Below are 26,306 nucleotides of genomic sequence, written 5' to 3'. Positions count from 1 at the left end.
AAAGGAGCTACATAGATCATGAAGTTTATCAAATCTCAAATGAAACAGCTAATCAAAGACAATCAGGAATTGCAAACGCGTTTAAGGGAGTTGATGGAAGAACACGAGCTTGATAAAGGCTTTGCCCTCAAGGCTTTGTACCATGCAGAGGTTGCTGAAGGCGGAAAGTATCAACTAGCATATCAAGCACTTGACTTACCCAAAGGGTAGGTCATTTTTTTAATATTATACTAAGTCTATCTAGAGATTGTCATATCCCAATCTCTAGAAATAGTTTAGGACAATAACCAGCATTAAACTTTCAACTATCGCGAGCTGTCTTTATAATTCAAAGAACGGATGAAATTCTCCTTCATAAATTATTCAGTAATAAATGTATTCTTAAATTTGGCAAAGCCAAACAGGAATTACTTGAAAATAAAAATATTTTTACATATACTTAGTTTAGGCAATCAACAAACAAAGTCATATACAATATTTCTTTTAGCTACGCAATTTAGGAAGCACAGAGTATCTTGTCCTAACGGTTAGAAAAATGGAGGGTTGGAAATGAAAAAGGTAGTCATAACAGGTGGAAGTGGTTTGCTTGGTCGAGAGGTTATCAAAGAATTTTTAGAACATAGTTATGAAGTCGTTAATGCAGATATTAAATATCCAAAAGAAGTACTTTGCAAAACGGTCATAACTGACTTAACGAATCTTGGTGAGGTATATGGTGCATTAGCAGGTGCTGATGCAGTTGTCCATCTAGCAGCGATTCCGGTTGCTTACTCACATCCAAACGAAGTGACTTTTCAGAATAATGTCATGTCCACTTATAACATTTTAGAAGCTGCGGGGAACTTAGGGATTAAAAAAGCTGTAATCTCATCAAGTGAGTCGTCATATGGTATTTGTTTTTCAAGGCAGAATTTAAAACCACAATATGTACCAGTAGATGAGGATCACCCGCAATTGCCGGAAGAAAGCTATGGTTTATCCAAGATTGTAAATGAAAAAACAGCTGATATGATCCACCGCAGAACGGGAATGCAGATAGTATCATTCAGATTGGGAAATGTCATTTCACCTGAAATGTATCAGAATTTCCCTGGATTCATCCATAATCCTGAACAGCGAAAAACAATTTTGTGGAGTTATATTGATACACGTGATGCGGCGACTGCTTATCGACTGGCCGTTGAGACTGATGGGCTTGGTTCTGTTTCCCTTAATATCGGGGCGGATGAAACAAGCATGGATATTGAGAGCAAACAACTAATGGAAATATGCTACCCGGATGTAAAAGATTTTAGAAAAGAACTAACAGGCTTCGAGCCGCTGTTAAATAATGAGAAGGCTAAGAAACTTTTAAATTGGGAGCCTCTTCATAAGTGGAGAAATTATGTAAACCTATAATTCTATCTATTAAAATTGTTCATGCCCACGCGAACCTAAATGCAGATTTGGTTGCTGTGGGAAGTGGCATGTTACGCGATCCGTATTGGTCTCATTACGCTGCTGTTAATGAAATCAAATAAGTGCCTGTCACCTGTAAAAAAGGCTAAACCCATGAAAAATTGATTTAGCCTTTTTACAGATGCTTAGCGCTGCTTACCTGGATATTGCCAAACTCCAGAAGCTCTCATTAGGTCACGGTATATGACCAGCGTTTCGTCTTTTGTTACGTTGTGGGCTTCCTCGATGGATGGGTAGTCCAAGTAAACCACATTTGTGAATGCCCGGTTGCTATTTTTTGCATTCATTTTATCATAAAAATTGCTTGCTTCTGTAAAGATCGTGAGTGCTCTTCTCATATGGCTTGCGCTTGTTACTAGCGTGACATCCTTCAAGCCTTCTTTTTCAAGGATCGCTGTTGTGAAGAAGGCATTTTCAACTGTATCTGTAGATTTATCCTCTGTTAAAATCCGATCCCCGGCTATTCCTTTGGAAACGAGCCATTCCTTCATTAATTTCGATTCTGTATTGCCTTGCTTCGGCACGCCGCCGGTAACAATGATTTTGGAATTTGGATATTTGTTTGCTGCGGCAAGACCGACTTTTAAGCGTTCAATTAATGGCTCTCTCATTGTTCCATCATCCGCAAGTGCATAGCCAAGAATAACGATGGCGTGGTTGTTCTGCGGTAAATTTACCGGAGCTTCCGTGTTTAATGTTGTTTTCTTAATCGTTTCTGTTGCAGAAAATTTCTCAAGATATTCATTGGTTTTGTGGGCGTCCAAACGTTTTAAATTAGAGATTGCTGTTTTATAGGCCTTTTCATCCCCATTTACTTTTGAATAAACCCCGTGTAGTAGATTGGCATTATAATTGTCAGGGTTTAAATTCAAGATTTGTTGGTAGGTCTTTAATGCTTCCGGGATTTTTTTCTGGATGATTTGTGTTGATGCTAGTGAGAATTTGAGATCCAAATTATGAGGGTCCAGTTTGACTGCCTCATTATAGGCTGCTTCAACTACATCATATTTGCCTTTTAAGGTAATACCTTTAAAGATTTCTTCCTCCGCCTGTTTGAGGTCGCCGCCATGCCAGTAATAGTACATTGCGATATCTTCTAGCTGGTTGATTCGATAAGAGGTTGGTTCATCCGTTTTAATTGGGGCAATAATTGGATTCGGGTCCGTTTGTTCCGCCGTTTTTAAATCAGGTGCTGCAAAAGCGGATGATAATGTGATTGTCCCGCATAAAGCAAGTACCAAGCTCAGTTTGCTTTTCATGTTTTTCATGGTATCTCTCCTCAAAAAAATTTAGTTTCCATTAAGCAATAATTCGACCTCTTCCACTCCTGGTTCAGCACACTTATGAACATACCTATGGATGGAAAAATACAAAAATAGAATTTAGTTTTCATTTCGTATAGCAGGTAGCCCTAGCCGCTTGCACGCTTGATTTCGAACATACGGACGTTACGAAGAAGTGTAGGTTTGTTTTATACGCCTCCTTTCAGTATGAATTATTTAGGTGAAGGTCTTGGTGGAGTATATTGAAAAAGCATAAAGCCTGTTCAAACGGAGTGTGGGATTAGATGGAAAATAGGAACAACAGCAAAAAGGCAGGGGAACACGATGAAAAGGTCTGTCCTTCTCACACGTGCCGCCCTGCCTGATCGAATCAGTAACATGCGAATAACATTATTTACAGAATAATATAACGTTTAATGAAAACGTTTTAAAGGGTAAAAGTACCTATTTTTGGGACGGGGCTAGGGGGGGAAGGTTCCTGTGTCCCTGAGGAGATTACTTTTCCCCTTTGATGATAGATCTCCTCTTTAATTTAATTCTTGATCCTTATCCTTCTTTTTATTTTTCTCTTTTTTTACCTTTTTCTCTTTTTTATCCTTTTTTACTTTTTTCTCTTTGTCTTTGTCCTTCTTTTTTTCCTTTTCATGATTACTCGATTCATTTGTGAATGGATTGCTTGTTAGCTCAACCTTACTAACGTGGACCTCTGCAGGACCCTCTTGTATAGGAATAATATTTGGGAAACTTTCTTCCTCTGGTGCTACATATCCATCTGGCAGAGCTGTTGGAAGCTCCATTCGCATCGTAATCGCCCAAACTTCGATAATTTCTTTTGCTACTCGAGGCCAGCTATAATTGCTTATAGCGAGTTCCCTTCCTTTTTTTCCCATACTTTGCATTAATGATTTATTTGATAATACTTGTGTGATTATTTCTGCAAAATTTGCTGGGTCTTCTGGATTTTCGACCACAAAGCCATTTTCCCCTAAATTAATTACCTCTGCATTTCCTCCTCTTGCTGTTGTCACGATAGGAAGACTGGCAGCCATTGCTTCGTAATGAACTCGTGCTAGTGGTTCTTGCCAAAGGGAAGTACAAACAAATAAATCAGCAGTAGCAAACCAATTTTGAATTTCAGCTGGTGATACAAAACCTGTTGTCACAACAGGAACGGATTGTTGTTTTGATAAAGATCGAATATAGGCTACATAATCGGTTAATTGATTCTGACTAAACCAATTACCTCCTACCACAACTAAGGCTAAGTCTTTGAAGTTCTTTGAAAGCAGCGGTAATGCCCGAATTAAGCGATCTACACCTTTGTTTTCGGAAAGCCTTCCTGCAAATAGAATAACCGTCTTATTTTCTAAGCCATGCTCTTTACGAAGGCGATTTCGAATAGATTGCATTTTTGAATCATTACCAGGTAAAAATCTTTCATAATCAACACCTGAATAAATGGTTCGGAGCTTTGATGATGCCTGAGGATAGAGGCTTCGGATGACATTCCCCACATAGTTACTGATTGTTATGATCATAGAGACTTCATTTATTGCTGCATGTGCTTCATTTGGTTCAATCTTATCAAGATTGAACATATCATTGTGCATGCTAAGGATAATTTTGGATTGGGGTGCAACACGTCGAATGGGCATAACAAGACGAGGGCGATTAAAAATGTGAATAATGTCAAAGGAATTGGAAGCTAAATATTGAATGACTCCGTGTTGATAAAGCTCTAATAATTTTCCTGGTACCCGAACATATTTTATTCCATCTTTCACTTCTTCATTTGGAAGCGTGGGATCTGTTATACCTAAAACAGTAATATTATACGACTTTGCTAGATAGGGTAAGCTTCCAGCAATATATGTTTGGATTGCTCCTCCAAGGACAGGAGGTACTGGAAGTTTTTCAGTAGCTATCATTAAAATATTCAAGTATTCTTCCTCCAATCGTTTTGAATTTCTTGTAATGCCGGCCATTTTGATTGGTCAGTATCGACAATTGTTCTAATTAATTGAGAGGTTGTCTCATTTAAAAATATTTCCGGTTCATATAGTACTTCTTTAATATTTTTATAAAATTCATTAGGAAGTGACATATCAATCATTAAGATGTCATAAAGCTCTGGACTAATCGGATTTGCTTCATGATAAGATTGAATCATTTCACGCATCCACGTTACATCCCATCTATATAAATCTGCCATGGTACCCGTAATCAGTTTCCTTAAATCACGAATTGGAAGATCATAAGCTACCCCATCTAGATCAATAATCCACATGCCATTTGGCCCCATTTGACCATTAGACCATCCGTAATCCTGATGCACTAGCCCCCAATTTGTATTTCCGAGTTTTACTAGTTCCAAGTATTTTGACTGATTAAGTGATTCCATACTTCTCTTTGCTTGCTCTTCAAATAGATCGACAACGTTTAATAGGTCCTGACTTGCAGGCATGGAATTATATGCTTTGGCAGTAGTTCGGAACCAATCCATTTTCGTAAGGATTTTTTGATAGCTTTTTGGCCATTTATATAATCGCGAAGCCATTTCAGACCCAGCTGGAGGTACATACCCCTGACTAAGGCGGTGAAATTCACCGAGTGCATAGCAAAGTTGTTTTGCCCCCACTAAATCCTTTGCAACAGGAGTTAGTGGTTCAATCCATTCCGCAACAAACCACAACTTACCTCCGGCCTGAACATAATCTTCTCCAGATTTAGTTGTGATAATTCCTGGTACTCTTGCTTTTTTTATATCAACCAAATATCTCTGAGCTCCAAGACTAAACATACTTCTTGTAGGTCTTCGATGGAGAAGCTTAAAACTTTTTGGCCCTGAATTGGTCTCTAGCTTCCAAATAGCACCACCCTTGTCAGGCTTTGTTGTGATCACTTCCATACTATTAACTTCTAAATTGTATTGTTTAAGAACTTCTAATCCAATATTATTTACATAGTCTGGAACATAGAATTCTCCATAAGTTATTTCATCCTCTTCCCAAGGTATAATCACTTGATTCTCCAATGTATCACATCTCCTTTTCCGAGCAACTTATATCCTTACAGCTTATTAATGAATGGCTATTTAATAAATACCAAACTTTAAGTAAGCAAGCCCTATTTACAATATTAATATGCTGATTGTACAAGAAGGTGAAGGCTATAAACGATTAAATTAAAAAAGACAGCCTCAACTTTGTTTAAGGCTGTTTTTTAGTATATTACTATCTATTCTCTAATAAAAAGATAAAACTAGGTGAAAGTTCTACTTTATAATTCTCCTTTATCAGAGAATCAACTTCATGATTGGAAATAGAAGCAACTATGCTAAATGTGTTTTCAATTAATAAAGTAATATTCGTCTGGTGAATGCCTTTTACCATTTCAGTAATGGTGAACTGAAACAGGTTATCTGAATGTGTGGCATGTTTTGTAAAACGGATATTTTCAGAATATATGCCAATATGTGTAGCTTTGAAGGGGATTGTTTGCTTGAGAAGTCTTAATTTTATGCCTTGAACCTGGCATTCTAAGTGGCCTGTAGTTTCTTTTATTGAATTGACAGGTAAGATATTTTTACACCCGATGATTTTTGCTGCAGATATATTAACCGGCTTCTTAAAAATCTCTTCTTTTTTTCCTGATTGTATAATAACCCCATTGTCATAAAGGATTAAATGGTCACAAAGTCGATAGGCTTCTTCCATATTATGGGTTACAAGGAGGACGATACCCGAGTAATTTTCTCTCAAAATATTTAATAATTCTTGCTCAAGAATATGTTTTACATGATGATCTAGAGCAGAAAAAGGTTCATCTAATAAGAGTAAATCTGGATCTGTTACTAACGTTCTGGCGAGGGCTACCCTTTGTTGCTGTCCACCAGAGAGTTGACTTGGATAATGTTCTTCATAACCAACAAGTTGAACTTTCTCAATCATGTTTGATACAATTTGTTTCTTCTCAAGGCTATTCTTCTTTCCCTTTAGGCCATACTCAATATTTTTCTCAACAGTTAAATGTGGAAAAAGGGCATAGTTTTGAAAAACATAACCTATATTTCGATTCCTTGACTTAATATTAGTCCGATTATTAGATTGATAAAGAGGTTGTCCGTTTAATAGGATTTCACCATGATCTGGATTTTGAAGACCAGCAAGGCACTGTAATGTAACACTTTTTCCACAACCTGAAGGGCCAATGATCCCAGTAATACCTGTTCCCACTGCAAATTCCGCATTTAATTGAAAGTGCTTTAGTGTTTTTGTGATAGCTACCTTCAGCATTAATTCACCCATTCCCCTTATTCATTCGTTTTTCTAATCGATTAATAACGTACAATACGCTAACTGATACGGAAGTCATAATGATGACTAGAATTTTTGCTAAGTCTCGATTTCCTGCGAGTAAGGCGTCATAAATGGCAATTGGCATAGTCATCGTTACATTTGGAATACTTCCTGCAACCATAAGTGTTGCTCCGAAATCACCGAGGGCTCTTGCAAATGCAAGTGTCATTCCAGCTGCAATACCCCGCCAAGCAAGAGGGATAATGACTGTTAGGAAAATATTCAATTCTGTTCTTCCTAATACTCTGGCAGCATTTAACAATGTTGGATCAATCCCGGCGAATGCAGCCCTTGCTGACTTAATTAAATAGGGTATTGATACAATTAGTGCGGCAATAACAGCACCAGTTGGTGTAAAAACAATCGTTATATCAAATCGATCTTCTAGGAATTTCCCAATTGAACTTTGCCTTCCTAATAAAACAAGTAAATAATATCCTAGAACGGTTGGCGGCAGGACAATAGGTAAGGTGATTAAAGTATCGATAATATCCGCTAACTTTCCGTTTGATCGATTGAGAAAATAAGCAATGGGAATACCAATAATAAAAGTAAATAGAGTTGCAGTTAGAGCAACTCTAAATGATAAAAAGAGTGGAAATAAATTAATCTCTTCGAACATTTACTTTCCCTCCGGTACGATAAATCCATAACTCTCCATAATAGGTTTCCCTATGGGACCCTTAATAAAGGTAATGAATTGTTTTGCCAATTCTTCTTGATTTGTGGGTCTTATAACAGCGATCGACTGTTCAAGTGGGGCATGCATATGATCATCAATGATATGAAAAGTGAATTCTTCTTCTTTGTAAAGAGAAAGAGCGATAATGCCCGCCTCCACATTTCCGGTTTCAATAAAAGTAAGTGTGTCTGAAATATTCCGTCCATATACTAACTTACTTTCAAGTTCTTCCCACAACCCAGCTTTTTTAAGGGCTTGTTTTGCTGCTAAGCCGTATGGGGCATGCTCTGGGTTAGCTATGGCGATTTTTTTCACTTCTGGTTTTAATAAATCTTCTAGATTCTTTATTGATAAGGAACTATCAATAAGGGTCGAAAGGCCAATTCTACCAAAAGCATAGGTGGTTTGTGTCTCAGGGAGGATTAGATCCTTTTCCCGTAACTGATCAACAAATTTAATGTTAGCGGCAGCAAATACGTCAAATGGGGCACCATTTTCAATTTGATCTGCTAATTGACCAGTAGATCCGAATGAAAAGGTGATTTTTGAGTTTGTTTCTTCTTCAAATAACTTCCCTATATCATTAAAGGCTAATGCCAAATCGGAAGCGGCAGCAATCTTTAATTCGTGTACATCACTATCTTTTGACTTAGTTGAAGTACAACCGGTGGTAAGTATCAGAAGTGAAAAAGTAAGTACTATAATAATAGTTAGATAACTCTTTTTCACGTAAGCTTCTCTCCTTATATCAGGATATAACTACATATAATTATAAGTGTTTTTAATAAAAGGATACAATCAGAATTGTTTTATCCATGTTAAAACTAAAATAGCTGACCGAGACTATACCTCCTAAATCACACATTAAGTTAAACCATTTGCTATAATGTATCGAGAGAGATTTACTATTTTTTTAGGAGGAAAGAATGGAACAATTTTATTTAACGGTTAAGTACTTATTGCTTGGTTTATTTCAAGGATTTACAGAGCCTATTCCCATTTCATCGAGTGGACATTTGGTCATAGCCCAACATTTATTTGGAATACGCATAGAGGGGTTAAGCTTCGAGCTCCTTGTCAATTCTGCCTCATTGTTTGCGGTATTGCTCATTTATCGATCTGACCTTATTCGATTAGCACATAATGGAGTTTCTTATTTACATACGAAATCTGATACGGCCAAGCCTGATTTCCTCTTTATTGTTTATTTAGTCATAGCAACCATCCCAGCAGGGGTAATTGGTGTCCTTTTTGAGGACCAAATCAGCACCTATTTTAAAGGTGTTAAAGTTATTGGGGTCACCTTACTGATTACAGGGGTTGGTTTATGGATTATCCGCAATCTAAGGGGACGCAAAAATGATGCCGAGCTTTCTCTGAGAGATGCTATTATCATTGGATTTGCACAAGCTGTTGCCTTAATACCTGGAATTAGTCGTTCAGGAGCGACCATTGTCGCGGCGATGATGCTCGGAATGAAACAAGAAACAGCTCTCCGTTTTTCGTTTTTGTTGTTTATTCCTGTGAGTTTCGGAGGCTTGCTGCTAAGTATTACTGACATTAGCAAAGACCCCAATTTAAGTGAACTTTTTATTCCATATGTTGCCGCTTTTCTTGCATCCTTTATCATGTCTTATTTTTCTTTGAAATGGTTTATGAATATCATGGCAAAGGGAAACCTAATTTATTTCGCCATCTACTGCTTCATTGCAGGTGCGACCGTGGTTATTTTTCTTTAATGTTTAGAAGAGTGCAATCGATTTAGAGTGCATTTTCTAATTTAGAGATTCCCATTTATTTTACATGCGTCGTTATGTATGTTGTGGTATAGTGGTGTAGGTTTAAAATTTAAGGATAAGAGGGGCAGTTATGAGAAAAGAATCGATTCTTCGCTGGTTTTTTTTTGTTTTAGGACTTATTGTCCTTTCATTAGGTGCTTCTTTAACGATCAAAGGAAAGCTATTAGGAATAGGACCTTGGGATGTACTGCATTACGGGCTGTTCCTGCAATGGGGATTAACGATCGGAACATGGTCCATTATTGTAGGACTAATACTGTTAAGCATTTCCTCGATTGCAACGAAAAAGCTGCCTAAACTAGGATCATTTTTAAATATGCTGTTAATAGGGTTATTTATTGACTTTTTTAACTGGGTACTTCCAAGTATGGATAGTTTTATAGGAGCATTATGTTTCTTTGTTTTAGGTGTGATTTTGATGGGCTATGGAGTTGGACTCTATGTTTCAGCTGATGTGGGTTCAGGTCCTCGAGATAGTATTATGTTATTGATCGTTGGTAAAACCGGATGGAAAATCCAGTGGGTACGTAATGCGATGGAAGTAATCGTCCTGCTTATGGGTTGGGCATTGGGCGGTCCAGTTGGGATTGGAACAGTTATTATCGCCTTATTATTAGGCCCAATTGTAGGCTACTCTTTGCCACAGTGTAAGAATTTATTGAAAAATCTCCTTGTAGAGAAGGCATTTTATATACGCGATGCTGGTTACAATCATAAACAGTAACCAGAAAGTAAGAAGGCTCCCTCTACAGCGGTTAGGGAGCCTTTTCTAGTATGTTAATCTATTACTTTTAGTTTAATTTTCATATCATCATGATCTTTCAGCGCACCGCAGACAATGGAACAAATCAATTCATATTCTCCAGTTGTATCGGCAGTAAATTCAACTGATTTATTTGCAGCTAAATCAATGCCTAACTCCTCATTGCCTACTGCATGAATACCTTCTTTGTTTACTAAATTTAGTTTAACTTTTGTTCCCTTTTTGACAACCAGCTCTTTATCAGAAGCAAACTCCCAATTCGTCGCAGTCAGCGTGAACTCCTCAACACCAGATGCTGACGCTGCCACAACATTTTCCTTCTCCGTCTGTTCAGTCGCAGGAGCCTTCGTTTCCTCTTCTGTAGACCCACCGCAAGCCGTTAAACCAAATAACAATGCACCAGATAGTAAAATTAAACCAAGTTTCTTCATGACCTTGTCTCCTTTATATCAAAAGTTTGTTTTAAAATTTGCGAAACAGGCGCGTGCTGTTCGGCTACTTTTATTTTAGGATAGAGAGCCATGGAATTCCTTGATTTAGGTCAAGAACTTGATATTCGGAAGGAGTAAAGAGGGCCTGTTTCCTAAAGGTAAACTAATAAAACTACCTGTCAGTTAGCAGGTAGTTTTATGGTGAATTATAGGATTTATTTATTGCTTACTGTTACAGTTACTGAAGAGATATTACCAGCTCTGTCTGTTACAGTTACGATTATATCTGTATTGTTACTAATTACTCTATTGAGCGTGATAGTAAACTTGCCATCTTGTTGGACAGAAGTATCACCAACTTGTTCACCTTGTGTTCCATTGTTATTTCTCAAATATACTTTAATGTTTGCCCCTGGTTCAGCAAAACCTCCTGAAACAGTTGTGGAACTATCCTTACCATTTATTGTGGTTGCTGTTACATTTGTTAAGCTAGCTTTTGTTTTATCAATCGTAAATGTAACAATTGTTTCGTTTCCAGCTATGTCTCTTACAACAAGTGTATGAGTTCTTTCAGCAGAGACAACGGTGCCAGAAAGGAAGGTATTACCATTTAAAGTCGCTGTTCCTTCATTGAAGATAGGTTTAACGTCTTGATTGTAATATTGATTGTTTGCTACGCCGCTCACAACCGGAGCTGTTTTATCAATTGTAAAGGTTGCAGTGGTTTCATTTCCTACTGCATCGGTTACCACTAGAGTATAGCTTCCTTCCTCAGAAACGGTTGTGCCGGAAGTAAAGGCTTCTCCATTTAATGTAGCCATACCTTCATTGAAGGTTGGAGCAACATTTTTATTATAAGCAAAACCATTGATCACATTGCTTACTGTTGGAGGTGTTTTATCAATATTAGAAATAGTAACTTTGACTTTAGTCACATTTCCAGCTTCATCTGTAGCAACAAACTCATATTCACCATTTGTTTCGAAAGTATGGGCAGTTGCATTTAAAGAACCTTCATTAGTTGAAACAGTTACAATAACATCCTGATTAGTAGGATTTGTATTGTAAGGATTTATCGTAATGACCGGAGCTGTTTTATCGATATTAGTAATGGTAATTGTCTCAACAGTTTCATTTCCAGCTTCGTCTGTTGCAATAAAGTCAAAAGATCCATTTTCTGTGAAAGTGTGACTTCTTGCATTTAGAGTTCCTTCATTGGTTTCAGCTGTTACAATCACATCCTGGTTTGTTGGTGAAGTGTTGTAAGTAAACACTGTGATAACTGGTGCAACCTTATCGATATTTGAAATAACAATTTTCTTCTTAGTTTCATTCCCAGCACGATCTGTAGCAATGAATTCAAACTCGCCATTTTCCTCAAACGTATAGCTTTCTTGGTTCAATGTACCAGGTTCATTCATGCTAACTCTTACTGTAATATCTTGATTTGTAGGGTTAGTAGTATAAGCCTCAACAATGATCTCAGGAGCTACTTTGTCGATATTTGAAATAGTAACCGGAAGCTCAGCTACGTTACCTGCACGGTCAGTAGCAATAAATGTAAAGGTTCCGTTTTCTGTAAAAGTATGGCTTGTTTCATTTAAGGTTCCTTCTTCATTCATGCTAACCTCAACAGTGATGTCTTGGTTTGTCCAGTCGGTATTATAAGGTAGAACAGTAATTTCCGGAGCCTCTTTATCAATATTAGTTATTTGAACAGTATGTCTAGTTACGTTACCTGCAAGGTCTGTAGCAACGAATTCAAAGCTTCCGTTCTCAGTAAAGGTGTAACTTTCCTCATTTAATGTACCTTCTTCATCCATGCTAGCGGTAACAGTAATATCTTGATTAATCCATTCTGTAGAATACTCACTAATTGTAATTTTAGGAGCAACTTTATCAATATTTTGCACACTTACTTTAGCAGTTCCAGTGTTTCCAGCTTTATCAACAAAAAGGAATTCAAAATCACCATTTTCAGTAAAGGTGATACTAGGAGAACCTTCGTTGTTAAGGATTGTGATCTCTTCACTTGGATTAATTGTAACAACCACATCTTGATTAGTTGGTCCTGTGGTGGAATAACTAACCTCAGCCGTAGGAACTACTTTATCAATGTTTGCTACATTAATTTCTACCTCGCCAGTGTTACCAGCGGCATCTTTAAATTTTAATATAACACTTTCATTTTCTGAAAAAGTAAGATTATATACACCGTCTACTTCTTCAAAGATAACAGTTTCTGGTAAAGTATTAAGATTATTAAACTCAACTGGTTCAGTGGTTTCTACCGTTACGGTTACATCTTCGTTCGTCCAATCAGTAGTAGAGTAAGTAAGTGAACCGACAGGAGCTTCTTTATCAATATTTTCAACTGATACAGAAACAGAACCTGGGTTTCCTGCTCTGTCAACAAATTTTAACTCAAAACTGCCGTTCTCAATGAAAGTAAGAGTTTTAGCCTCCACATCAAACAAAAGAGTTTCAGTTAATTCATCAAGATTCGTAAATGTGATAGGTTCGCTAGGTACTATCGTTGCTACAACATCAGTATTAATAGGTGAAGTAGTAGAATACTCGATTTCTGCTTTAGGGTTGATCTTATCAATCTTATCTATTGTTACTGTCCTCTCAGAAGTATTTCCAGCTAAATCCGTAGCAATAAAGGTAAAGATTCCATTTTCCTCAAAGGTATAACTTTCTGCATTAAGTGTTCCTTTTTCATTAATACTAGCTGATACTGTAATATTTTGATTCGTCCAGTCTTTAGTGTAATCATTAAATGTAATGTCTGGAGGAGTTAAATCAATAGTCTTGGTAACTGGAGCTGCACCAGTATGGAACGCACCTGCATTCTTACCATTTTGGTAAACAGTATAAGCCTCCAGAGTGATTGTCTCATCCTTCTTATTTGAGAGATTATCTGGATTTAACATATGGACATATTGGAATGTCCAAAGCGTATCCGTAACTTTTGTAGTTTCTGATTTTACGATTTCACCATTTACTTTTAGCTCCAACTTTGGCCCATCAATCACAACAGTACCACTAAGTAAAACCGTACTAGCGTTATCTACACGTGCTGGAATAGCGTATAAAGTGGTAACACCAGTAACTTTGTTTAATTCCGTTCTGCCAGTAGAAGCTGCTTCTGTTTTTGCAGGTGTATTATTAGCTGCAAGGATGGTTGGTGCACTTGGACTAAAGATTAATGATCCTGCCAGAAAAGCAGCACTTACTTTTTTTAATTGTTTTTTCTTCATTATTACTTCTCCTCTTAGATAAGTTTGTTGTTAAATAAGAGGGCCGGTTACACTATTAGCTCCATACAACCCAAGTGTCCAGATAAAGGTTATACTTCAACGCTTCCCAATAAAACAGTCCAATTGGAATCTCCAATTAGACCTATAGATAAATGCTTTACCTATTATTTGTGGCCATCTATAGCGAACAATTGACTCGATTTTGTAGAGTTTACGATTCATTTGTTAATAGAAATATGACTAATTACGTGCAGGTGCTTTAATAGAATCAGAGTATGGCTTACCTTTATAGATGGTACTAAAGGAGATAGATTGTGGAGGCTGTACATTATTGAAGAACCTTTCCACCTCAATAGTGCCACCATCTGAGAATACGAGTTCAGCAGTAGCAGTGAGGTCATACTGTATATGACCACCAGGATTAGTTTCTTCCGTATACTTGTAATTTTTCAATGTAATAGAAACTAACTCAATCTCTTGAACTTCAAGTACTTCAATTCTTACCACATAAGGAGCTGTGGAACTATGGACTAAACCTGCCTTAGCACCGTTCTTGAAATAAGTAGTAGCTGTAACAGTGAACACATGTGTTCCAGCTTCTGTTAGTTTAAAAGTGCCTAAGTCATGATTTTCTCCCTTGTATGATACATTCCATTTTAATGTATCTAGAGGTCCGTCAATAACGACATCACCTGCTGAAAGGGTAATAGAGTCACCTACATAAAATGGACCTTCCGTTACGCCTAAGTTGGAGATTACGCCTGTACCAATCCCATTTTCATTGCGCCCATCCGATAAGTCGGCAACTTTTACAGCTGAATTGCCTTTTCCAGCAGCTAAAGCTTCTAAACTTGTTCCACCAAATAAAAGTGTTGTTGCCAATAATGCTAGTCCGATCTGTTTTTTCATTTCCATCTCTCCTTAAAATAGTGTTTTTAAGTAAGAGGGTCGGTTACACTACTAGCTCCACATAGCCCAAGTGTCCAGATAAGGGCTAGGCTTCATTGCACCCCTGAATCGAGGATCGGTTACACTACCAGCTCCATATTACCCAAGTGTCCAGATAAAGGTTATACTTCAAAGCTTCCCTGATATCGCAGAAGACGGTTATGTACGGTTTGGAGTGAAGTCGCTTCTGCTTAGTAATCTAAACAATGATAGATAATCGATGGCCACTTCGATATATCGAACATCGTTCTATATGAGTTCATTATAAATTAAACAATAGTTAACAGGAATTATTTCCCTTCGACATTTCTCTAATACATTTCGACATTTTTTACCAGTTTGCTAGTCTATCATGCCTATTAGATTAAAAAACAAAAAAAGAGCACTAACACGAGTTAGTACTTACAATAATATATACTGTCATATGGAGGAAACGCCTGTTAAAGCTTTGAAACCTTTCCTAGTAAAATCATATATTAAACAATAGTTGAATAGGTGAATTTTTGATAGACAAATTTCGTCATGAACGGAAACAAGGGTTGAAAGAATCTATTTAATATTCCTAACAGTGGGATTATACTATTGATAGATTATGATTTTACTATATAGGAGACCATTATGGGGGATAGTAGACGTCAGTATGTTTTTCTATTTTTTCTATTTCCTGCACTTGTACTAACCGCTGTCTTTATACGTACTCCAAGTGAATTGGAATGGAATCTAGTTGTTTTTTTATTGTGTATGGCAGTCTTTGACCAAGTGAATCTTAAGGTGTTTTCCGGTTTCGGTTATTCGTTTGTTAATGTAATGGTATCGTTAATCATCTTTGATCAATTTTCAATTATTTACGGTATGATTTATCTTCTTTTGAATGGTATCGTTGCAGTGATTCTTCAAAAAAAGGCGAATATGAGATCAATGATTTCTCTCTATTCCATCTATATGATTATTATCATTGCCTGTAATCAACTATACAATGAATACTTAGAAAAGGCTTATTCTGATCGATATCTAACATTGTTGCTGATGTTAGTTTTAAGTATTCTTTTGAAATACGCCTACGTCTACCTTGAAACAGGGGCGATTACGAGCAAGCTATTTTTGGACCGGTTTGGGCCAATGATGTTTGAAATTGCAATTACTTTTCCAATTCTCGCTTTCTTTGAACAACTGGAAGTGAATCTAGTCCTCATGCTATTTCTTTCTTACTATACGATTATTGGATTTCTTCATAAAAAGTTTATGGCAATTAATCAAGACCATATCAACCTATTCACTGAAAAAATCACAAGAAAATATGCTATTGATATTTACTTTATGGATTTAAAGGAGATAAAAGGGATCATAAATTTAGAGAAAAAAGTGATTTTTATTGATGAAAAGCTGGATTACCCAGAACAGCTTCAAACAATGATCCATGAACTGCTTCACTACCATATAAGTGGCCGGTTTTACTTTCCTAAGAAGGCAGAAGAAAGTTTGATTATCTTATTTGAAGCACTAGTAAGCTGGTACTATATCATTATAATTAGGTTTGATCAGAAATAGATTATCAGAGAGGAAGAGTTATATGACCACCCCATTAGGCAAAGAATTAAGGCGATTAAGGCTAGAAAGAAACTTAAGGCTCGAAGATGTGGCGAACGGGACCGGCATAACGCTGCAGTACTTAAGTATGCTTGAAAAAGGAGCTCGAAAATCAGTCTCCTTTGAAATTATGGCTGATATAGCAAGATTCTATGGCGTTCCATTGGATTACTTTGCGGCTTTTATCAGGGCGGAAGAAGAATCAAGGTCGCTTTCCGATGTAGAAATTATGCTTTGGCAGTCAATTAACGAAAAAGTACGTGATGAAATTTATTATAAAAAAGGAAAGAGCTTAAAGGACATTTTTTCAAAGCTGTTACGGTAGTATAATTTATGGAATTTTTTATAACAAAATTGGGAAGTTTATTAGCGAAATAGCAATAAAGATCGATATATGTTAGTATTTACAAAGCATGAAAGAAAGAGAAGTGAGCTACGTGATCAACATAACGATTCCAACACCTGATGTTACCATTACGAAACAAAATAATCCTGAGCTTAGTAATATTTCTGGATTTACCGATTTTCACTTGATCCCTAGAGATAAGGGCGGCATTTTTATGTTTTATAATGCCAATGGAGAGTTATTGTTCGTTGGTAAAGCAAGGAAATTAAGACCAAGGATTAAAAAGCATTTTGAGGATAACGTATCTCCGATGAAAATGCATCGGGACGAAGTAACGAAAATCCGAGTTTGTGTAATCGAAGATCCTGTTCATAGAGAAATTTATGAAACGTACATCGTGAACGAACTTAAAGCGAAGTACAATATTGATAAGGTATTCTTTAGATAAATATTTAATAAAAAGCAGTAAATATAGTTATAACTATATTTACTGCTTTTTATTATGGCTTTCAGAGTAAATATTGACATAGGTTTGATATGATAGAAGATAATACAAATTAAAGAATAAAGGACAGATTGTTATGAAGTTTGTGTTAGCGCCTGATTCATTTAAGGGAAGTATGACGGCGAAAAAGGCTGCCCTTGCCATGGAAACAGGCATTAGGAGGATTTACCCTGATGCGGAATGTGTCGTTGTCCCAATGGCAGATGGCGGAGAAGGCACAGTCGAATCTCTTGTAAGCATGTCTAATGGAAAGATGATTGAAACGGAAGTAATTGGACCATTAGGAGAAATGGTGATCGCTCACTATGGTTTGTTAGGTGAAGGAAAAACAGCAGTAATTGAAATGGCGAGTGCGAGCGGATTAGAATTGATCCAGGCAGAAAACCGCAATCCACTACTCACAACAACCTATGGGACAGGACAACTAATTAAACATGCCCTTGATCAAGGTGTAAATAGGATATTGATTGGCATTGGCGGAAGTGCTACCAATGATGGCGGTATTGGGATGCTCCAGGCTTTAGGGGCGTCTTTTAAGGATCAAAACGGTGCTGAGCTTTCATATGGCGGTGGAGCCTTACAGTATTTACAGACCATTGATATACAGGAATTAGACAAAAGAATCCAAAATGTACAGATTGATGTAGCCTGTGATGTAACAAACCCATTGATTGGTGAGAATGGTGCTTCAGCTGTTTTTGGGCCGCAAAAGGGAGCGTCAGCTGAAATAGTGAAGCTTCTTGACCAAAATTTGACTCATTATGCAGATGTAATAAAAAGGACCATTGGTAAGGATATTGCCTACATGAGTGGTGCGGGGGCTGCAGGCGGACTCGGTGCAGGTTTACTGGCCATCCTTAATGCACAGTTAAAACAAGGAATTGAGCTTGTGATCGAGTACACCGGACTTGAAGAACTAGTGAAAGATGCAGATTATGTTTTCACTGGTGAAGGCAGTATAGACGGTCAAACACTATTTGGGAAAACCCCCTTTGGAGTAGCAAATGTCGCCAAGAAACATTCTGTCCCTGTGATTGCTTTTGCCGGAAAAATTGGCGAAGGTGTTGAACCGCTTTATCATCACGGCATTACCGCGATCATTGGAATTTTAAAAGGAACATCTTCCTTAAAAGAAGCATTAGCCTCGGGAGAAGCAAATTTAGCATTTGCAGCAGAGAATATTTGCCGCTTCTTAAAAAAATAATAATTCACAAGGGTATCGTTAAATTGACGGTACCTTTTTCTGTTTGGAAGTAAGGTAGTAAGGTAAATTAACTTAACTAAGTATGTTATAATACTAGTTATGAAGCCGTTTATATGGAGGATTTTCTATGCAGCGCGGGACATTCCAATTAATGAAATCCGTTAATAAATCAATTATTTTAAATAAAATACGTACCTGTGAACCGATATCGAGAGCACAAATTGCCAAAGATACAAGCCTAACCCCACCAACCGTCAGTAGTATTGTGAAAGAACTAATAGAACAGGGATTAGTGAGGGAAAGCACACTTGGACACTCAAGCGGCGGGCGTAAACCGACCATGCTCCATATCAATTCCAATGCGTTTTATGTCATTGGGGTGGATGCTGGACCGGAGACCGTTGAATGTATTCTAACAGATTTAACGGGCGAAATCCTTGAAAGAACCTCTAGTTTGTTAGATAAACAGCTAACAAATGAAAGGTTTATCGCTATTTTAAAAGAAAATATTAAAACCATCCTGAAACTAACTACCATCGATCAAGAGAAAATTATTGGGATTGGGATAGCGATGCACGGGGTAGTGGATGTTGAAAAAGGAACATCGCTAGTTGCACCGATTCTAAACCTAAGAAATATTCCCATTAAAGCGATGTTAGAAGAAGAATTCAACTTAACGATTAAAGTTGAAAACGATGCTCGTGCCATGGCGTTAGGAGAATCCTGGTTTGGGGGCCATGGTGATGTAGACAGCATGATTGCGGTTAATATTGGACGTGGGGTCGGTGCGGGTGTTGTAATGAACGGTAAGCTTTATCATGGTGCACAAGGGATTGCCGGTGAGTTTGGTCATATGACGATTGATATGAATGGCAGTAGGTGTGAGTGCGGCAATCTAGGGTGCCTGCAAACTTTTGTAAGCGGTGAAGCGATTGCTGAACGGGCGAGCAAACAGCTGGAAGGCAGATTAACAGGAAAAGAAATATATGAATTAGCCGAAAAGGGAAATCAAATCTGTATTGAGCACCTGAATGAAACGGGGCGAATTATCGGAATCGGCTTAACGAATTTAATTCATTTGGTTAATCCAAGTAAGATTGTCCTAGGCGGAGGAGTCATGAAGAGTGAGCACTACATGATGCCTCAAATCCATGAAACGATTCAGGAAAGAGTACTAACAACGGAAGCAAGACAGACGAATGTAACGGTCACACAGCTAGGTGATGAAGCAACATTATTAGGTGCTGTTTCACTGCTACTAGTCGAACTATTTGACCCAATCATAAAAATAAGCTGAACCTTTAAAATTAAGGTTCAGCTTATTTTTATGGCTGTGTTTATATAAATTATACAGATTTAGCACTTATAAAAGGCTAGTGTTCGTAGAGAGCTATATTGATTGGAGCGGAAGGTGCGAGACTCCTGCAGGAGGAAGGGACAGGGGAGACCCCGCAGGCGCTTTAGCGCCGAGGAGGCTCCCCGTACCTCCTGCGGAAAGCGAAGCACCTGGAGCGCCAATCAGCCCCAGCCATTTCTAATCCTCTACCATAAATGAAAATACGGTTTCTTTTTGATACGTTTCTCCAGCCTTTAACACAACAGACGGGAACCCTTGGTGATGTAAGGAAGCAGGTGAAGCCTGTGTTTCAAGACAAACACCTAGGTATTTACAAGAAGAACGTTCTGCTAATTCTAATTCTTCCCCTAAACTGTTTGATGTGTACATGACCATACCCGGTTCATTTGTGGTTACGGTCATCACTCGTCCACTTTCAGGGTCTAAAACTGTCGCACTATATTCATTCGTCTGATCAAAAATGAAATAATGGTCATAGCCGCTGTCCGCTATTTTATTTTGTTCAAAGTGATCATTAAATCCATCGCCAAGCACTCGGCCGCCGCGGAAGTCAAAAGAAGTTCCTTCGACATTCAGTATTTTTCCAGTCGGGATCAATTCCTCATCTAACTCGACAAACTTGCTGCTATTTAGAGTGACATAATGATCTTTTATCGTATGCTTCAAATCTCCACTTAAATTAAAATAGGCATGATTTGTCAAGGTAATCGGTGTTGTCTGATCACTTTTTGCCTCATAGGCAAGGACAAGCTGGTTGTCGTTAGTAAGTGTATAAGTAACGGTAATGTCTACATTTCCAGGATATCCAGCTTCACCATCAACACTTGTATGCTTAAGTTCTAAGCCAACTTCTGCATCTTTTTCAAAGGGAGTAACCTGCCAAATGATTTGATGAAACCCTTCTGGACCGCCATGTAAATGGTTCTCTCCGTTATTGGCAGCCAAATGGTAGGTCTCACCGTTCAGTTCAAAGGCAGCGCCCTGAATTCTCCCCGCAACCCGTCCAATAATAGCTCCAAAATAATTAGGATTTTGCTGATATTCCGAATAATCCTTATAGCCAACTACGACATTTTCAATATTTCCATTTCGATCAGGAACCATTATTTTCGTAATGATCCCGCCAAAATCCAGTACACTTACGCTCATTCCGTGCTGATTTGTTAACGTGTATTCATTCCACTTACCATTGATATCTCTTTTGTCTATGTTCATATCTACGTTCCACCTAGCTATTTAGTGTATGAAGGAATTTTTCAAAAGACCCTCGATCTTTAAATACTCCAGCATTCTCAAGTACTTTGACAAATTTCTTTCCAAGCTCTTCTCTTAAAATGAATTCTGCCTGCTCTGGAGAAGTAATTGCTCCATATTGTGATTTTATTTGGTAGGCCCACTCTTGGTGATAGTCCGCTACCCGATTTGTTTGACCAAGAAGATAGGCAGTAATTTCCTCAAGCTCTTCTTTTAAGCGAGGCGGTAAAACAGCTAGTCCCATAACCTCAATCAGGCCAATATTTTCTTTTTTAATATGATGAACATCCTCATGGGGATGGAAGATACCAAGTGGATGTTCGTCTGTTGTTCGATTGTTTCTAAGAACAAGGTCTAATTCAAATAGACCGTCACGCGTTCTCGCAATTGGTGTAACCGTGTTATGTGGAATATCATCAGTAAAGGCAAGGACATCTGCCTGATCATCTGAGTAGTTTTTCCACGTTAGAAAAATATCATCAGCAGCCGCCACGAGATGACTGATGTCATCTCCTCTTAAGCGGATGACAGACATCGGCCATTTGACTACCGCAGCCTTTATTTCCGGATGGTGTTTCAGTTCAAAAGAGTAGTCATCCCGAGCGCGGGTCATCGCAAACTCATAACGTCCAGCCTGATAATGATCATGGCTTAAAATAGAGCCGCCGACAATCGGTAAATCCGCATTTGAGCCAATAAAGTAATGTGGAAACTTATCTGTAAAAGAGAGCAGCCTTTCAAAGGCACTCCGGTCAATCTTCATATATCGATGTTCTTCAGAAAGTAAAATACTATGTTCGTTATAATAAACATATGGTGAATACTGCAGGTACCACATTTCTCCTTGCAGAGGAATAGGAATAATCCTGTGATTAGCACGAGCTGGGTGACCGGTTCGTCCGATATATCCTTCGTTTTCTTTACACAACAAGCATTTTGGATAATTTAATGTTTGTTTCATTGCCCGTTCTCGTTTAATTTGCTCCGGGTCCTTCTCGGGCTTGGATAAATTTATGGTTATATCCATCTGTCCGTAAACTGTATCAACCTTGTAGGAGATATTTTTTTTAATCCGATTAAGTTGGATATAATTGCTGTTTTGACTCAGATGATAGAAATAATCAGTTGCGGCTATAGGTGATTCCTTATATTTTTGGTTAAACAGGTTATTGACTACAGATGGTCTAGCAACAAAGCAATTCATAATATTTGCTGACATAATTTCCCTATCATCTAAAACATCCATAATCACGCCTTGTTCCACCGCATAAGCAACCAGCTTCTCTACTAGGTTAGCAATGGTATCTTCCGTTGGATCAGTGCGGTCTTCAGGAAAGGACTCTAAGCCTAAGAGGTGGATGACCTGGTTACGAACATAAAAACAATCCGAAGCTTCAATTAATTCCACTTCAATAGCTTTTTGTATCAGTCCCGCTATATCTTGAAAAATCATTGTTATACTTCCTCTCCGTAACCCTCTGGATGATTGGAATGCCACTTCCAAGCATCTTCCATTATTTTTGTAACGGAAGTTCGTGTCGGATTCCAGCTTAAAATTTGCTTTGCTTTGTCAGAGCTCGCAACTAAAATACTAGGATCTCCTGCTCTGCGCGGGCCTATTTGTGCTGGAATTTCCTTGCCGGTTACCGCTCTTGCTGTATCAATCATTTCTTTCACTGAAAATCCTTGGCTGCTACCAAGATTAAAGACATCACTCTTGCCGCCATCTCGTAAATAGTTTAATGCTAATAAATGGGCATTGATTAAATCCTCTACATGGACGTAATCACGGATGCATGTTCCATCGGGTGTGTCATAATCTTCACCAAAAATGGTTATGTGAGGCCTTTGTCCTAGTGCGGCCTGCAGGATGATTGGAATCAGGTGTGTTTCGGGGCGGTGATCTTCCCCGATTTCTGCTGTTTCTCTAGATCCGGCCACATTAAAGTACCGTAAAGAGACGAATTTAACATCATGTGCTTTTTCCGTCCATTTAATTAGCTTTTCCATGGTAAGCTTTGTTTCCCCATAGGCATTTGTCGGATTGGTTGGTACTGCTTCTGTAATCGGTACCGATTCAGGCTCTCCATAAGTAGCCGCTGTAGATGAGAAAACAATTTTCTTAACATTAAACTCGACCATAGCTTGTAGTAAAACCTGTGTTCCATGAACATTATTATCATAGTACTTTAGTGGATTTTCCATTGATTCACCAACAAGAGAATTGGCAGCAAAATGAATCACCGCATCAATATTTTCCTTGTCAAATACGGACCGAAGGAAATGGATGTCGCGCATATCTCCTTCATAGAAAGCAGCCTGTGGATGCAATGCCTTCCTATGTCCAGTTTCAAGATTATCAATGATAACCACACTTTCGCCTTTGTCGATTAGCTGATAAACCGCATGTGACCCAATATAGCCTGCTCCGCCTAAAACCAATACACTCATACTAGCACTCCTCAGAAAGTTCTTTTGCACCGTCACCTATGGATGCAATATAAAAAGTAGCATCATAGCCAACTTTATCGCGATAGATGCTATTAATACTGTTCTTAAAATCCTCTACTTTATCTTTTTCCACAATGGCAATTGCACAGCCTCCAAACCCGGCACCTGTCATCCGGGCTCCTAAGACACCATCCTGCTCCCAAGCTGCCTGAACAATGGTATCAAGCTCAAGGCCGGTTACTTCATAATCATCTCTTAAAGAAATATGAGATTGATTCATAAGCTTGCCAAATTGATCAAGGTCGCCTTGCTGCAATTTTTCCAATGCTTCTAATGTCCGAGCATTTTCATAAACGGCATGTTTAGCGCGTTTTTGATTAACTTCATCCTTAATTAGATGTTTACTTTTCTCAAACTCAACTGGAGATATTTCTCCTAAACTATTGATGGATAAATCTTGCTGCAGATTACTTAATGCTTCTTCACATTGAGCACGGCGCTCGTTATATTTAGAGCCAGCTAATGTTCGTTGTTTATTAGTGTTAATAATAATAATGTCATGATCGTTCAGTACGATTGGCGCATATTGATACTCCAGTGTATTACAATCCAATAGAATGGCATGGTCTTTTTTTCCCATCCCGATGGCAAATTGGTCCATAATTCCACTGTTAACCCCAATATACTCGTTTTCAACCTTTTGACCAAGTTTTACCATAGGGATTCGATCCATTTTAAGATGATATAACTCATTAATTAAAACCCCAGTTGCCAATTCAATCGATGCCGACGATGAAAGACCTGCACCATTTGGTATATTTCCATAATACAGAATGTCTGCACCAGCATCAATGTCATTACCTGCTTCTCTCATATAAAGGAACATTCCCTTAGGGAAGTTAGCCCAATGATCGGATTCATCAAAGGCTAAATGGTTTAAATCCACTTCAATAATGCCGTTTTCAGCAAAGTTTATACTGTAAAAGCGTAATTTATGGTCGTCACGTTTTCTTGCAAGAGCATATGTTCCATAGGAAATCGAAGCAGGGAAAACATGTCCGCCGTTATAATCTGTATGTTCCCCAATCAAGTTAATTCTTCCGGGCGCAAAAAAGGTTCTTGGGGTACTGGTTGTATCGAATATCGTTTGAAATTCACTAGTTAAATGGGCTGTAGTAGTCATAATGCCTCCTATTATTAAAAAGTCCAATATGGTAATGTAAGTGTTTAATATACTTAATTAATTAATTTAATTAAGTCAACCTAAGTCTACTATGTTTCAATTTATGTTGCAATAAAAAAGTACTAAGAAAAAGGTACACGCTTTGATAATATAGAGAGGGTGCAATCATAATGTTCCAACTTTCACGATTATTTATAACTAAAGTTCTTCTAACAATTTTCGCCACTTGACTTTTTCCTGAAATGAAGTAAACTTTAGTAAAATATTTTACTAAAAAAACTACTCTTTTAAAGAAATACTAAATACATTGGAGGTGGATAGATTGGCAACAATTAAAGATATTGCAGAAAAAGCGGGTTACTCGATTTCGACCGTTTCTCGCGTGCTCAATAATGACCAAAGCCTTTCTGTTCCGGATGAAACTAGGGAAAAAATTTACGATATGGCGGAGAAGTTGAATTACCGCAAAAAAACAGTAAGACTTCAGGTGAAAAATATAGTTTTCCTATACTGGTTAACCGATAAAGAAGAACTTGAAGATGTTTATTTTAAAACAATGAGAATAGAGATAGAAAAGTTGGCAAGATTATTCAATGTAGAGTTGATAACCTACAAGATATCTAATGGTATCCAGCAAATTCCAAGTAATATTGAGGGTTTTATCGCAGTAGGCACTTTTTCTGAAAAGGAGTTGGCCTACTTAAGAAGTATCACGCCTAATGGTGTATTTTTAGATACTTCACCAGACCCCAATTATTATGATTCTGTTAGGCCAGATTTAGCGCAAATCACAAGAAGAACAGTGGATATTCTTATAGAGAAAGGTCATAAAGAAATTGGCTTTATAGGTGGAACTTATCACAATCCGAACACGGATGTCGATGAGCCTGATCTAAGGGAACGAGTATTTCGCAGGTACATGGAGGGAAAGGGAATCCTAAAGAAGCAATATATTTTTTCCCATAGAGGGTTTTCGGTAGAAAATGGCTATTACTTGATGAAAAAAGCAGTCGAGCAACTAGGAGATGACTTACCAACAGCATTTTTAATTGCTTCAGATCCCATAGCGGTAGGCAGTCTTCAAGCTTTAAACGAACATGGAATTGCGATACCAAATCGAGTGAGTGTTATCAGCATCAATAATATTAGCGTTGCAAAGTATGTTTCTCCGCCGTTAACAACTTTTCATATTGATATCAGAGAGCTATGCAAGAATGCAATAGAATTATTATTAGAGCGAGTGCTTGAAAAACGCAAGCTTGTAAAAACTCTCTATATTGGGTCTGAACTCATCGTTCGAAAGAGCACTAACTAGGTAATATTTTTTAAAGTAAAAGTAGGGGTAAAATGTTGGCGTTTAATTTTCGTAAATTATTTTACCTAATCTAGTAAAAAAGTTGTTTACACATTTTCTTTGCAATGCTATATTAAATT

General features: G+C 37.8%; 23 protein-coding genes and 2 riboswitches. Of the genes, 10 read left to right on the top strand and 13 right to left on the bottom strand.

All coding sequences use genetic code 11. From position 1 onward, the window contains the following. Positions 1-18 precede the first annotated feature (18 nt). Both BTR25_RS05610 and BTR25_RS05605 read left to right on the top strand, forming a co-directional pair. Positions 19-210, top strand: a complete 192-nt coding sequence (locus BTR25_RS05610; RefSeq protein ID WP_075686969.1) for a hypothetical protein — start codon at positions 19-21, stop codon at positions 208-210. Between the two features lie 339 nt (positions 211-549). Then, complete coding sequence (locus BTR25_RS05605; protein ID WP_075686967.1) at positions 550-1,398, top strand: NAD-dependent epimerase/dehydratase family protein; 849 nt, start codon at positions 550-552, stop codon at positions 1,396-1,398. A 185-nt stretch (positions 1,399-1,583) separates the two neighbouring features. Here BTR25_RS05605 and BTR25_RS05600 read toward each other — a convergent pair whose 3' ends face one another. The 6 genes from BTR25_RS05600 to modA form a co-directional block, all read right to left on the bottom strand. After that, positions 1,584-2,726 (bottom strand): YdcF family protein, encoded by a 1,143-nt coding sequence (locus BTR25_RS05600; RefSeq protein WP_075686965.1) that lies wholly within the window; start codon positions 2,724-2,726, stop codon positions 1,584-1,586. 542 nt (positions 2,727-3,268) lie between these two features. Continuing rightward, the gene (locus BTR25_RS05595; RefSeq protein WP_083652246.1) at positions 3,269-4,681 is read right to left on the bottom strand and encodes a glycosyltransferase family 4 protein; all 1,413 of its coding nucleotides are present in this window, start codon (positions 4,679-4,681) and stop codon (positions 3,269-3,271) included. Continuing rightward, positions 4,678-5,775 carry a CotS family spore coat protein gene (locus BTR25_RS05590; RefSeq protein WP_075686963.1) on the bottom strand — a complete coding sequence of 366 codons (1,098 nt, stop codon included), beginning with the start codon at positions 5,773-5,775 and terminating at the stop codon, positions 4,678-4,680. Before BTR25_RS05590 ends, BTR25_RS05595 begins: the two co-directional genes overlap by 4 nt. A gap of 199 nt (positions 5,776-5,974) precedes the next feature. Next, on the bottom strand, positions 5,975-7,036 hold the full coding sequence (locus BTR25_RS05585; protein WP_075687085.1) for a sulfate/molybdate ABC transporter ATP-binding protein: 1,062 nt from the start codon (positions 7,034-7,036) through the stop codon (positions 5,975-5,977). Between the two features lie 4 nt (positions 7,037-7,040). After that, complete coding sequence (modB, locus tag BTR25_RS05580; RefSeq protein WP_075686961.1) at positions 7,041-7,721, bottom strand: molybdate ABC transporter permease subunit; 681 nt, start codon at positions 7,719-7,721, stop codon at positions 7,041-7,043. Then, positions 7,722-8,510: a molybdate ABC transporter substrate-binding protein gene (modA, locus tag BTR25_RS05575; protein ID WP_075686959.1), complete on the bottom strand. Its 789-nt coding sequence runs from the start codon at positions 8,508-8,510 to the stop codon at positions 7,722-7,724. Positions 8,511-8,707: 197 nt separating this feature from the next. Between modA and BTR25_RS05570 the strand changes: the two genes are divergently transcribed. Together BTR25_RS05570 and BTR25_RS05565 are read left to right on the top strand one after the other, a co-directional pair. Beyond that, on the top strand, positions 8,708-9,520 hold the full coding sequence (locus BTR25_RS05570; RefSeq protein ID WP_075686957.1) for an undecaprenyl-diphosphate phosphatase: 813 nt from the start codon (positions 8,708-8,710) through the stop codon (positions 9,518-9,520). A 130-nt stretch (positions 9,521-9,650) separates the two neighbouring features. Next, positions 9,651-10,304: a YczE/YyaS/YitT family protein gene (locus BTR25_RS05565; RefSeq protein ID WP_075686955.1), complete on the top strand. Its 654-nt coding sequence runs from the start codon at positions 9,651-9,653 to the stop codon at positions 10,302-10,304. A 53-nt stretch (positions 10,305-10,357) separates the two neighbouring features. Here the strand turns inward: BTR25_RS05565 and BTR25_RS05560 are convergent, their stop codons facing one another. The 3 genes from BTR25_RS05560 to BTR25_RS05550 form a co-directional block, all read right to left on the bottom strand. Further along, a complete protein-coding gene (locus BTR25_RS05560) occupies positions 10,358-10,774 on the bottom strand; it encodes a hypothetical protein (RefSeq protein WP_075686953.1) in 417 nt (138 codons plus the stop codon). A 215-nt stretch (positions 10,775-10,989) separates the two neighbouring features. Then, positions 10,990-14,037, bottom strand: coding sequence for an Ig-like domain-containing protein (locus tag BTR25_RS05555; protein WP_075686951.1), 3,048 nt, complete (start codon positions 14,035-14,037; stop codon positions 10,990-10,992). Between the two features lie 32 nt (positions 14,038-14,069). Then, positions 14,070-14,153, bottom strand: a riboswitch (cyclic di-GMP riboswitch). A gap of 124 nt (positions 14,154-14,277) precedes the next feature. After that, positions 14,278-14,946, bottom strand: a complete 669-nt coding sequence (locus BTR25_RS05550) for a hypothetical protein (protein ID WP_075686949.1) — start codon at positions 14,944-14,946, stop codon at positions 14,278-14,280. A gap of 104 nt (positions 14,947-15,050) precedes the next feature. Further along, positions 15,051-15,134: riboswitch (cyclic di-GMP riboswitch) on the bottom strand. A gap of 469 nt (positions 15,135-15,603) precedes the next feature. On the opposite strand from BTR25_RS05550, the gene BTR25_RS05545 reads away from it, so the two are divergent. The 5 genes from BTR25_RS05545 to BTR25_RS05525 all read left to right on the top strand — a co-directional run bounded on the left by BTR25_RS05545 (position 15,604) and on the right by BTR25_RS05525 (position 19,924). Then, entirely contained in the window at positions 15,604-16,533 is a 930-nt protein-coding gene (locus BTR25_RS05545) for a hypothetical protein (RefSeq protein WP_075686947.1), read from the top strand. 22 nt (positions 16,534-16,555) lie between these two features. Further along, positions 16,556-16,897 carry a helix-turn-helix domain-containing protein gene (locus BTR25_RS05540; protein WP_075686945.1) on the top strand — a complete coding sequence of 114 codons (342 nt, stop codon included), beginning with the start codon at positions 16,556-16,558 and terminating at the stop codon, positions 16,895-16,897. Between the two features lie 112 nt (positions 16,898-17,009). Next, on the top strand, positions 17,010-17,366 hold the full coding sequence (locus tag BTR25_RS05535) for a nucleotide excision repair endonuclease (protein ID WP_075686943.1): 357 nt from the start codon (positions 17,010-17,012) through the stop codon (positions 17,364-17,366). Between the two features lie 133 nt (positions 17,367-17,499). Beyond that, the gene (locus tag BTR25_RS05530; protein ID WP_075686941.1) at positions 17,500-18,627 is read left to right on the top strand and encodes a glycerate kinase family protein; all 1,128 of its coding nucleotides are present in this window, start codon (positions 17,500-17,502) and stop codon (positions 18,625-18,627) included. 127 nt (positions 18,628-18,754) lie between these two features. Next, entirely contained in the window at positions 18,755-19,924 is a 1,170-nt protein-coding gene (locus tag BTR25_RS05525; RefSeq protein ID WP_075686939.1) for an ROK family transcriptional regulator, read from the top strand. Between the two features lie 237 nt (positions 19,925-20,161). Here BTR25_RS05525 and BTR25_RS05520 read toward each other — a convergent pair whose 3' ends face one another. Genes BTR25_RS05520 through BTR25_RS05505 form a run of 4 tightly spaced genes read right to left on the bottom strand, consistent with a single transcriptional unit; the run spans position 20,162 to position 24,872 of the window. After that, on the bottom strand, positions 20,162-21,199 hold the full coding sequence (locus BTR25_RS05520; RefSeq protein WP_075686937.1) for an aldose epimerase family protein: 1,038 nt from the start codon (positions 21,197-21,199) through the stop codon (positions 20,162-20,164). A gap of 13 nt (positions 21,200-21,212) precedes the next feature. Next, the gene (galT, locus tag BTR25_RS05515) at positions 21,213-22,691 is read right to left on the bottom strand and encodes a UDP-glucose--hexose-1-phosphate uridylyltransferase (protein WP_075686935.1); all 1,479 of its coding nucleotides are present in this window, start codon (positions 22,689-22,691) and stop codon (positions 21,213-21,215) included. Positions 22,692-22,693: 2 nt separating this feature from the next. Next, on the bottom strand, positions 22,694-23,689 hold the full coding sequence (gene galE / locus BTR25_RS05510) for a UDP-glucose 4-epimerase GalE (RefSeq protein ID WP_075686933.1): 996 nt from the start codon (positions 23,687-23,689) through the stop codon (positions 22,694-22,696). Between the two features lies 1 nt (position 23,690). After that, entirely contained in the window at positions 23,691-24,872 is a 1,182-nt protein-coding gene (locus BTR25_RS05505; RefSeq protein WP_075686931.1) for a galactokinase, read from the bottom strand. 322 nt (positions 24,873-25,194) lie between these two features. Here BTR25_RS05505 and BTR25_RS05500 point away from each other — a divergent pair, with 322 nt between their 5' ends. After that, positions 25,195-26,187 (top strand): galactan degradation operon transcriptional regulator GanR, encoded by a 993-nt coding sequence (locus BTR25_RS05500; RefSeq protein WP_075686929.1) that lies wholly within the window; start codon positions 25,195-25,197, stop codon positions 26,185-26,187. The last annotated feature ends 119 nt before the right edge of the window (positions 26,188-26,306 follow it).

Source organism: Bacillus sp. MRMR6 (genome assembly GCF_001940785.1).
GTDB lineage: Bacteria > Bacillota > Bacilli > Bacillales > Cytobacillaceae > Neobacillus.
The sequence above is the reverse complement of the archived record's forward strand: the minus strand, read 5'-3'. Positions and strand labels throughout refer to the sequence as shown.

Coding starts and splice junctions, on each gene's coding strand:
- BTR25_RS05610 (WP_075686969.1), top strand. CDS start 19: ATGAAGTTTATCAAATCTCAAATGAAACAGCTAATCAAAGACAATCAG.
- BTR25_RS05605 (WP_075686967.1), top strand. CDS start 550: ATGAAAAAGGTAGTCATAACAGGTGGAAGTGGTTTGCTTGGTCGAGAG.
- BTR25_RS05600 (WP_075686965.1), bottom strand. CDS start 2,726: ATGAAAAACATGAAAAGCAAACTGAGCTTGGTACTTGCTTTATGCGGG.
- BTR25_RS05585 (WP_075687085.1), bottom strand. CDS start 7,036: ATGCTGAAGGTAGCTATCACAAAAACACTAAAGCACTTTCAATTAAAT.
- modB (WP_075686961.1), bottom strand. CDS start 7,721: ATGTTCGAAGAGATTAATTTATTTCCACTCTTTTTATCATTTAGAGTT.
- BTR25_RS05570 (WP_075686957.1), top strand. CDS start 8,708: ATGGAACAATTTTATTTAACGGTTAAGTACTTATTGCTTGGTTTATTT.
- BTR25_RS05565 (WP_075686955.1), top strand. CDS start 9,651: ATGAGAAAAGAATCGATTCTTCGCTGGTTTTTTTTTGTTTTAGGACTT.
- BTR25_RS05560 (WP_075686953.1), bottom strand. CDS start 10,774: ATGAAGAAACTTGGTTTAATTTTACTATCTGGTGCATTGTTATTTGGT.
- BTR25_RS05555 (WP_075686951.1), bottom strand. CDS start 14,037: ATGAAGAAAAAACAATTAAAAAAAGTAAGTGCTGCTTTTCTGGCAGGA.
- BTR25_RS05550 (WP_075686949.1), bottom strand. CDS start 14,946: ATGAAAAAACAGATCGGACTAGCATTATTGGCAACAACACTTTTATTT.
- BTR25_RS05545 (WP_075686947.1), top strand. CDS start 15,604: ATGGGGGATAGTAGACGTCAGTATGTTTTTCTATTTTTTCTATTTCCT.
- BTR25_RS05540 (WP_075686945.1), top strand. CDS start 16,556: ATGACCACCCCATTAGGCAAAGAATTAAGGCGATTAAGGCTAGAAAGA.
- BTR25_RS05530 (WP_075686941.1), top strand. CDS start 17,500: ATGAAGTTTGTGTTAGCGCCTGATTCATTTAAGGGAAGTATGACGGCG.
- BTR25_RS05525 (WP_075686939.1), top strand. CDS start 18,755: ATGCAGCGCGGGACATTCCAATTAATGAAATCCGTTAATAAATCAATT.
- BTR25_RS05520 (WP_075686937.1), bottom strand. CDS start 21,199: ATGAACATAGACAAAAGAGATATCAATGGTAAGTGGAATGAATACACG.
- galT (WP_075686935.1), bottom strand. CDS start 22,691: ATGATTTTTCAAGATATAGCGGGACTGATACAAAAAGCTATTGAAGTG.
- galE (WP_075686933.1), bottom strand. CDS start 23,689: ATGAGTGTATTGGTTTTAGGCGGAGCAGGCTATATTGGGTCACATGCG.
- BTR25_RS05505 (WP_075686931.1), bottom strand. CDS start 24,872: ATGACTACTACAGCCCATTTAACTAGTGAATTTCAAACGATATTCGAT.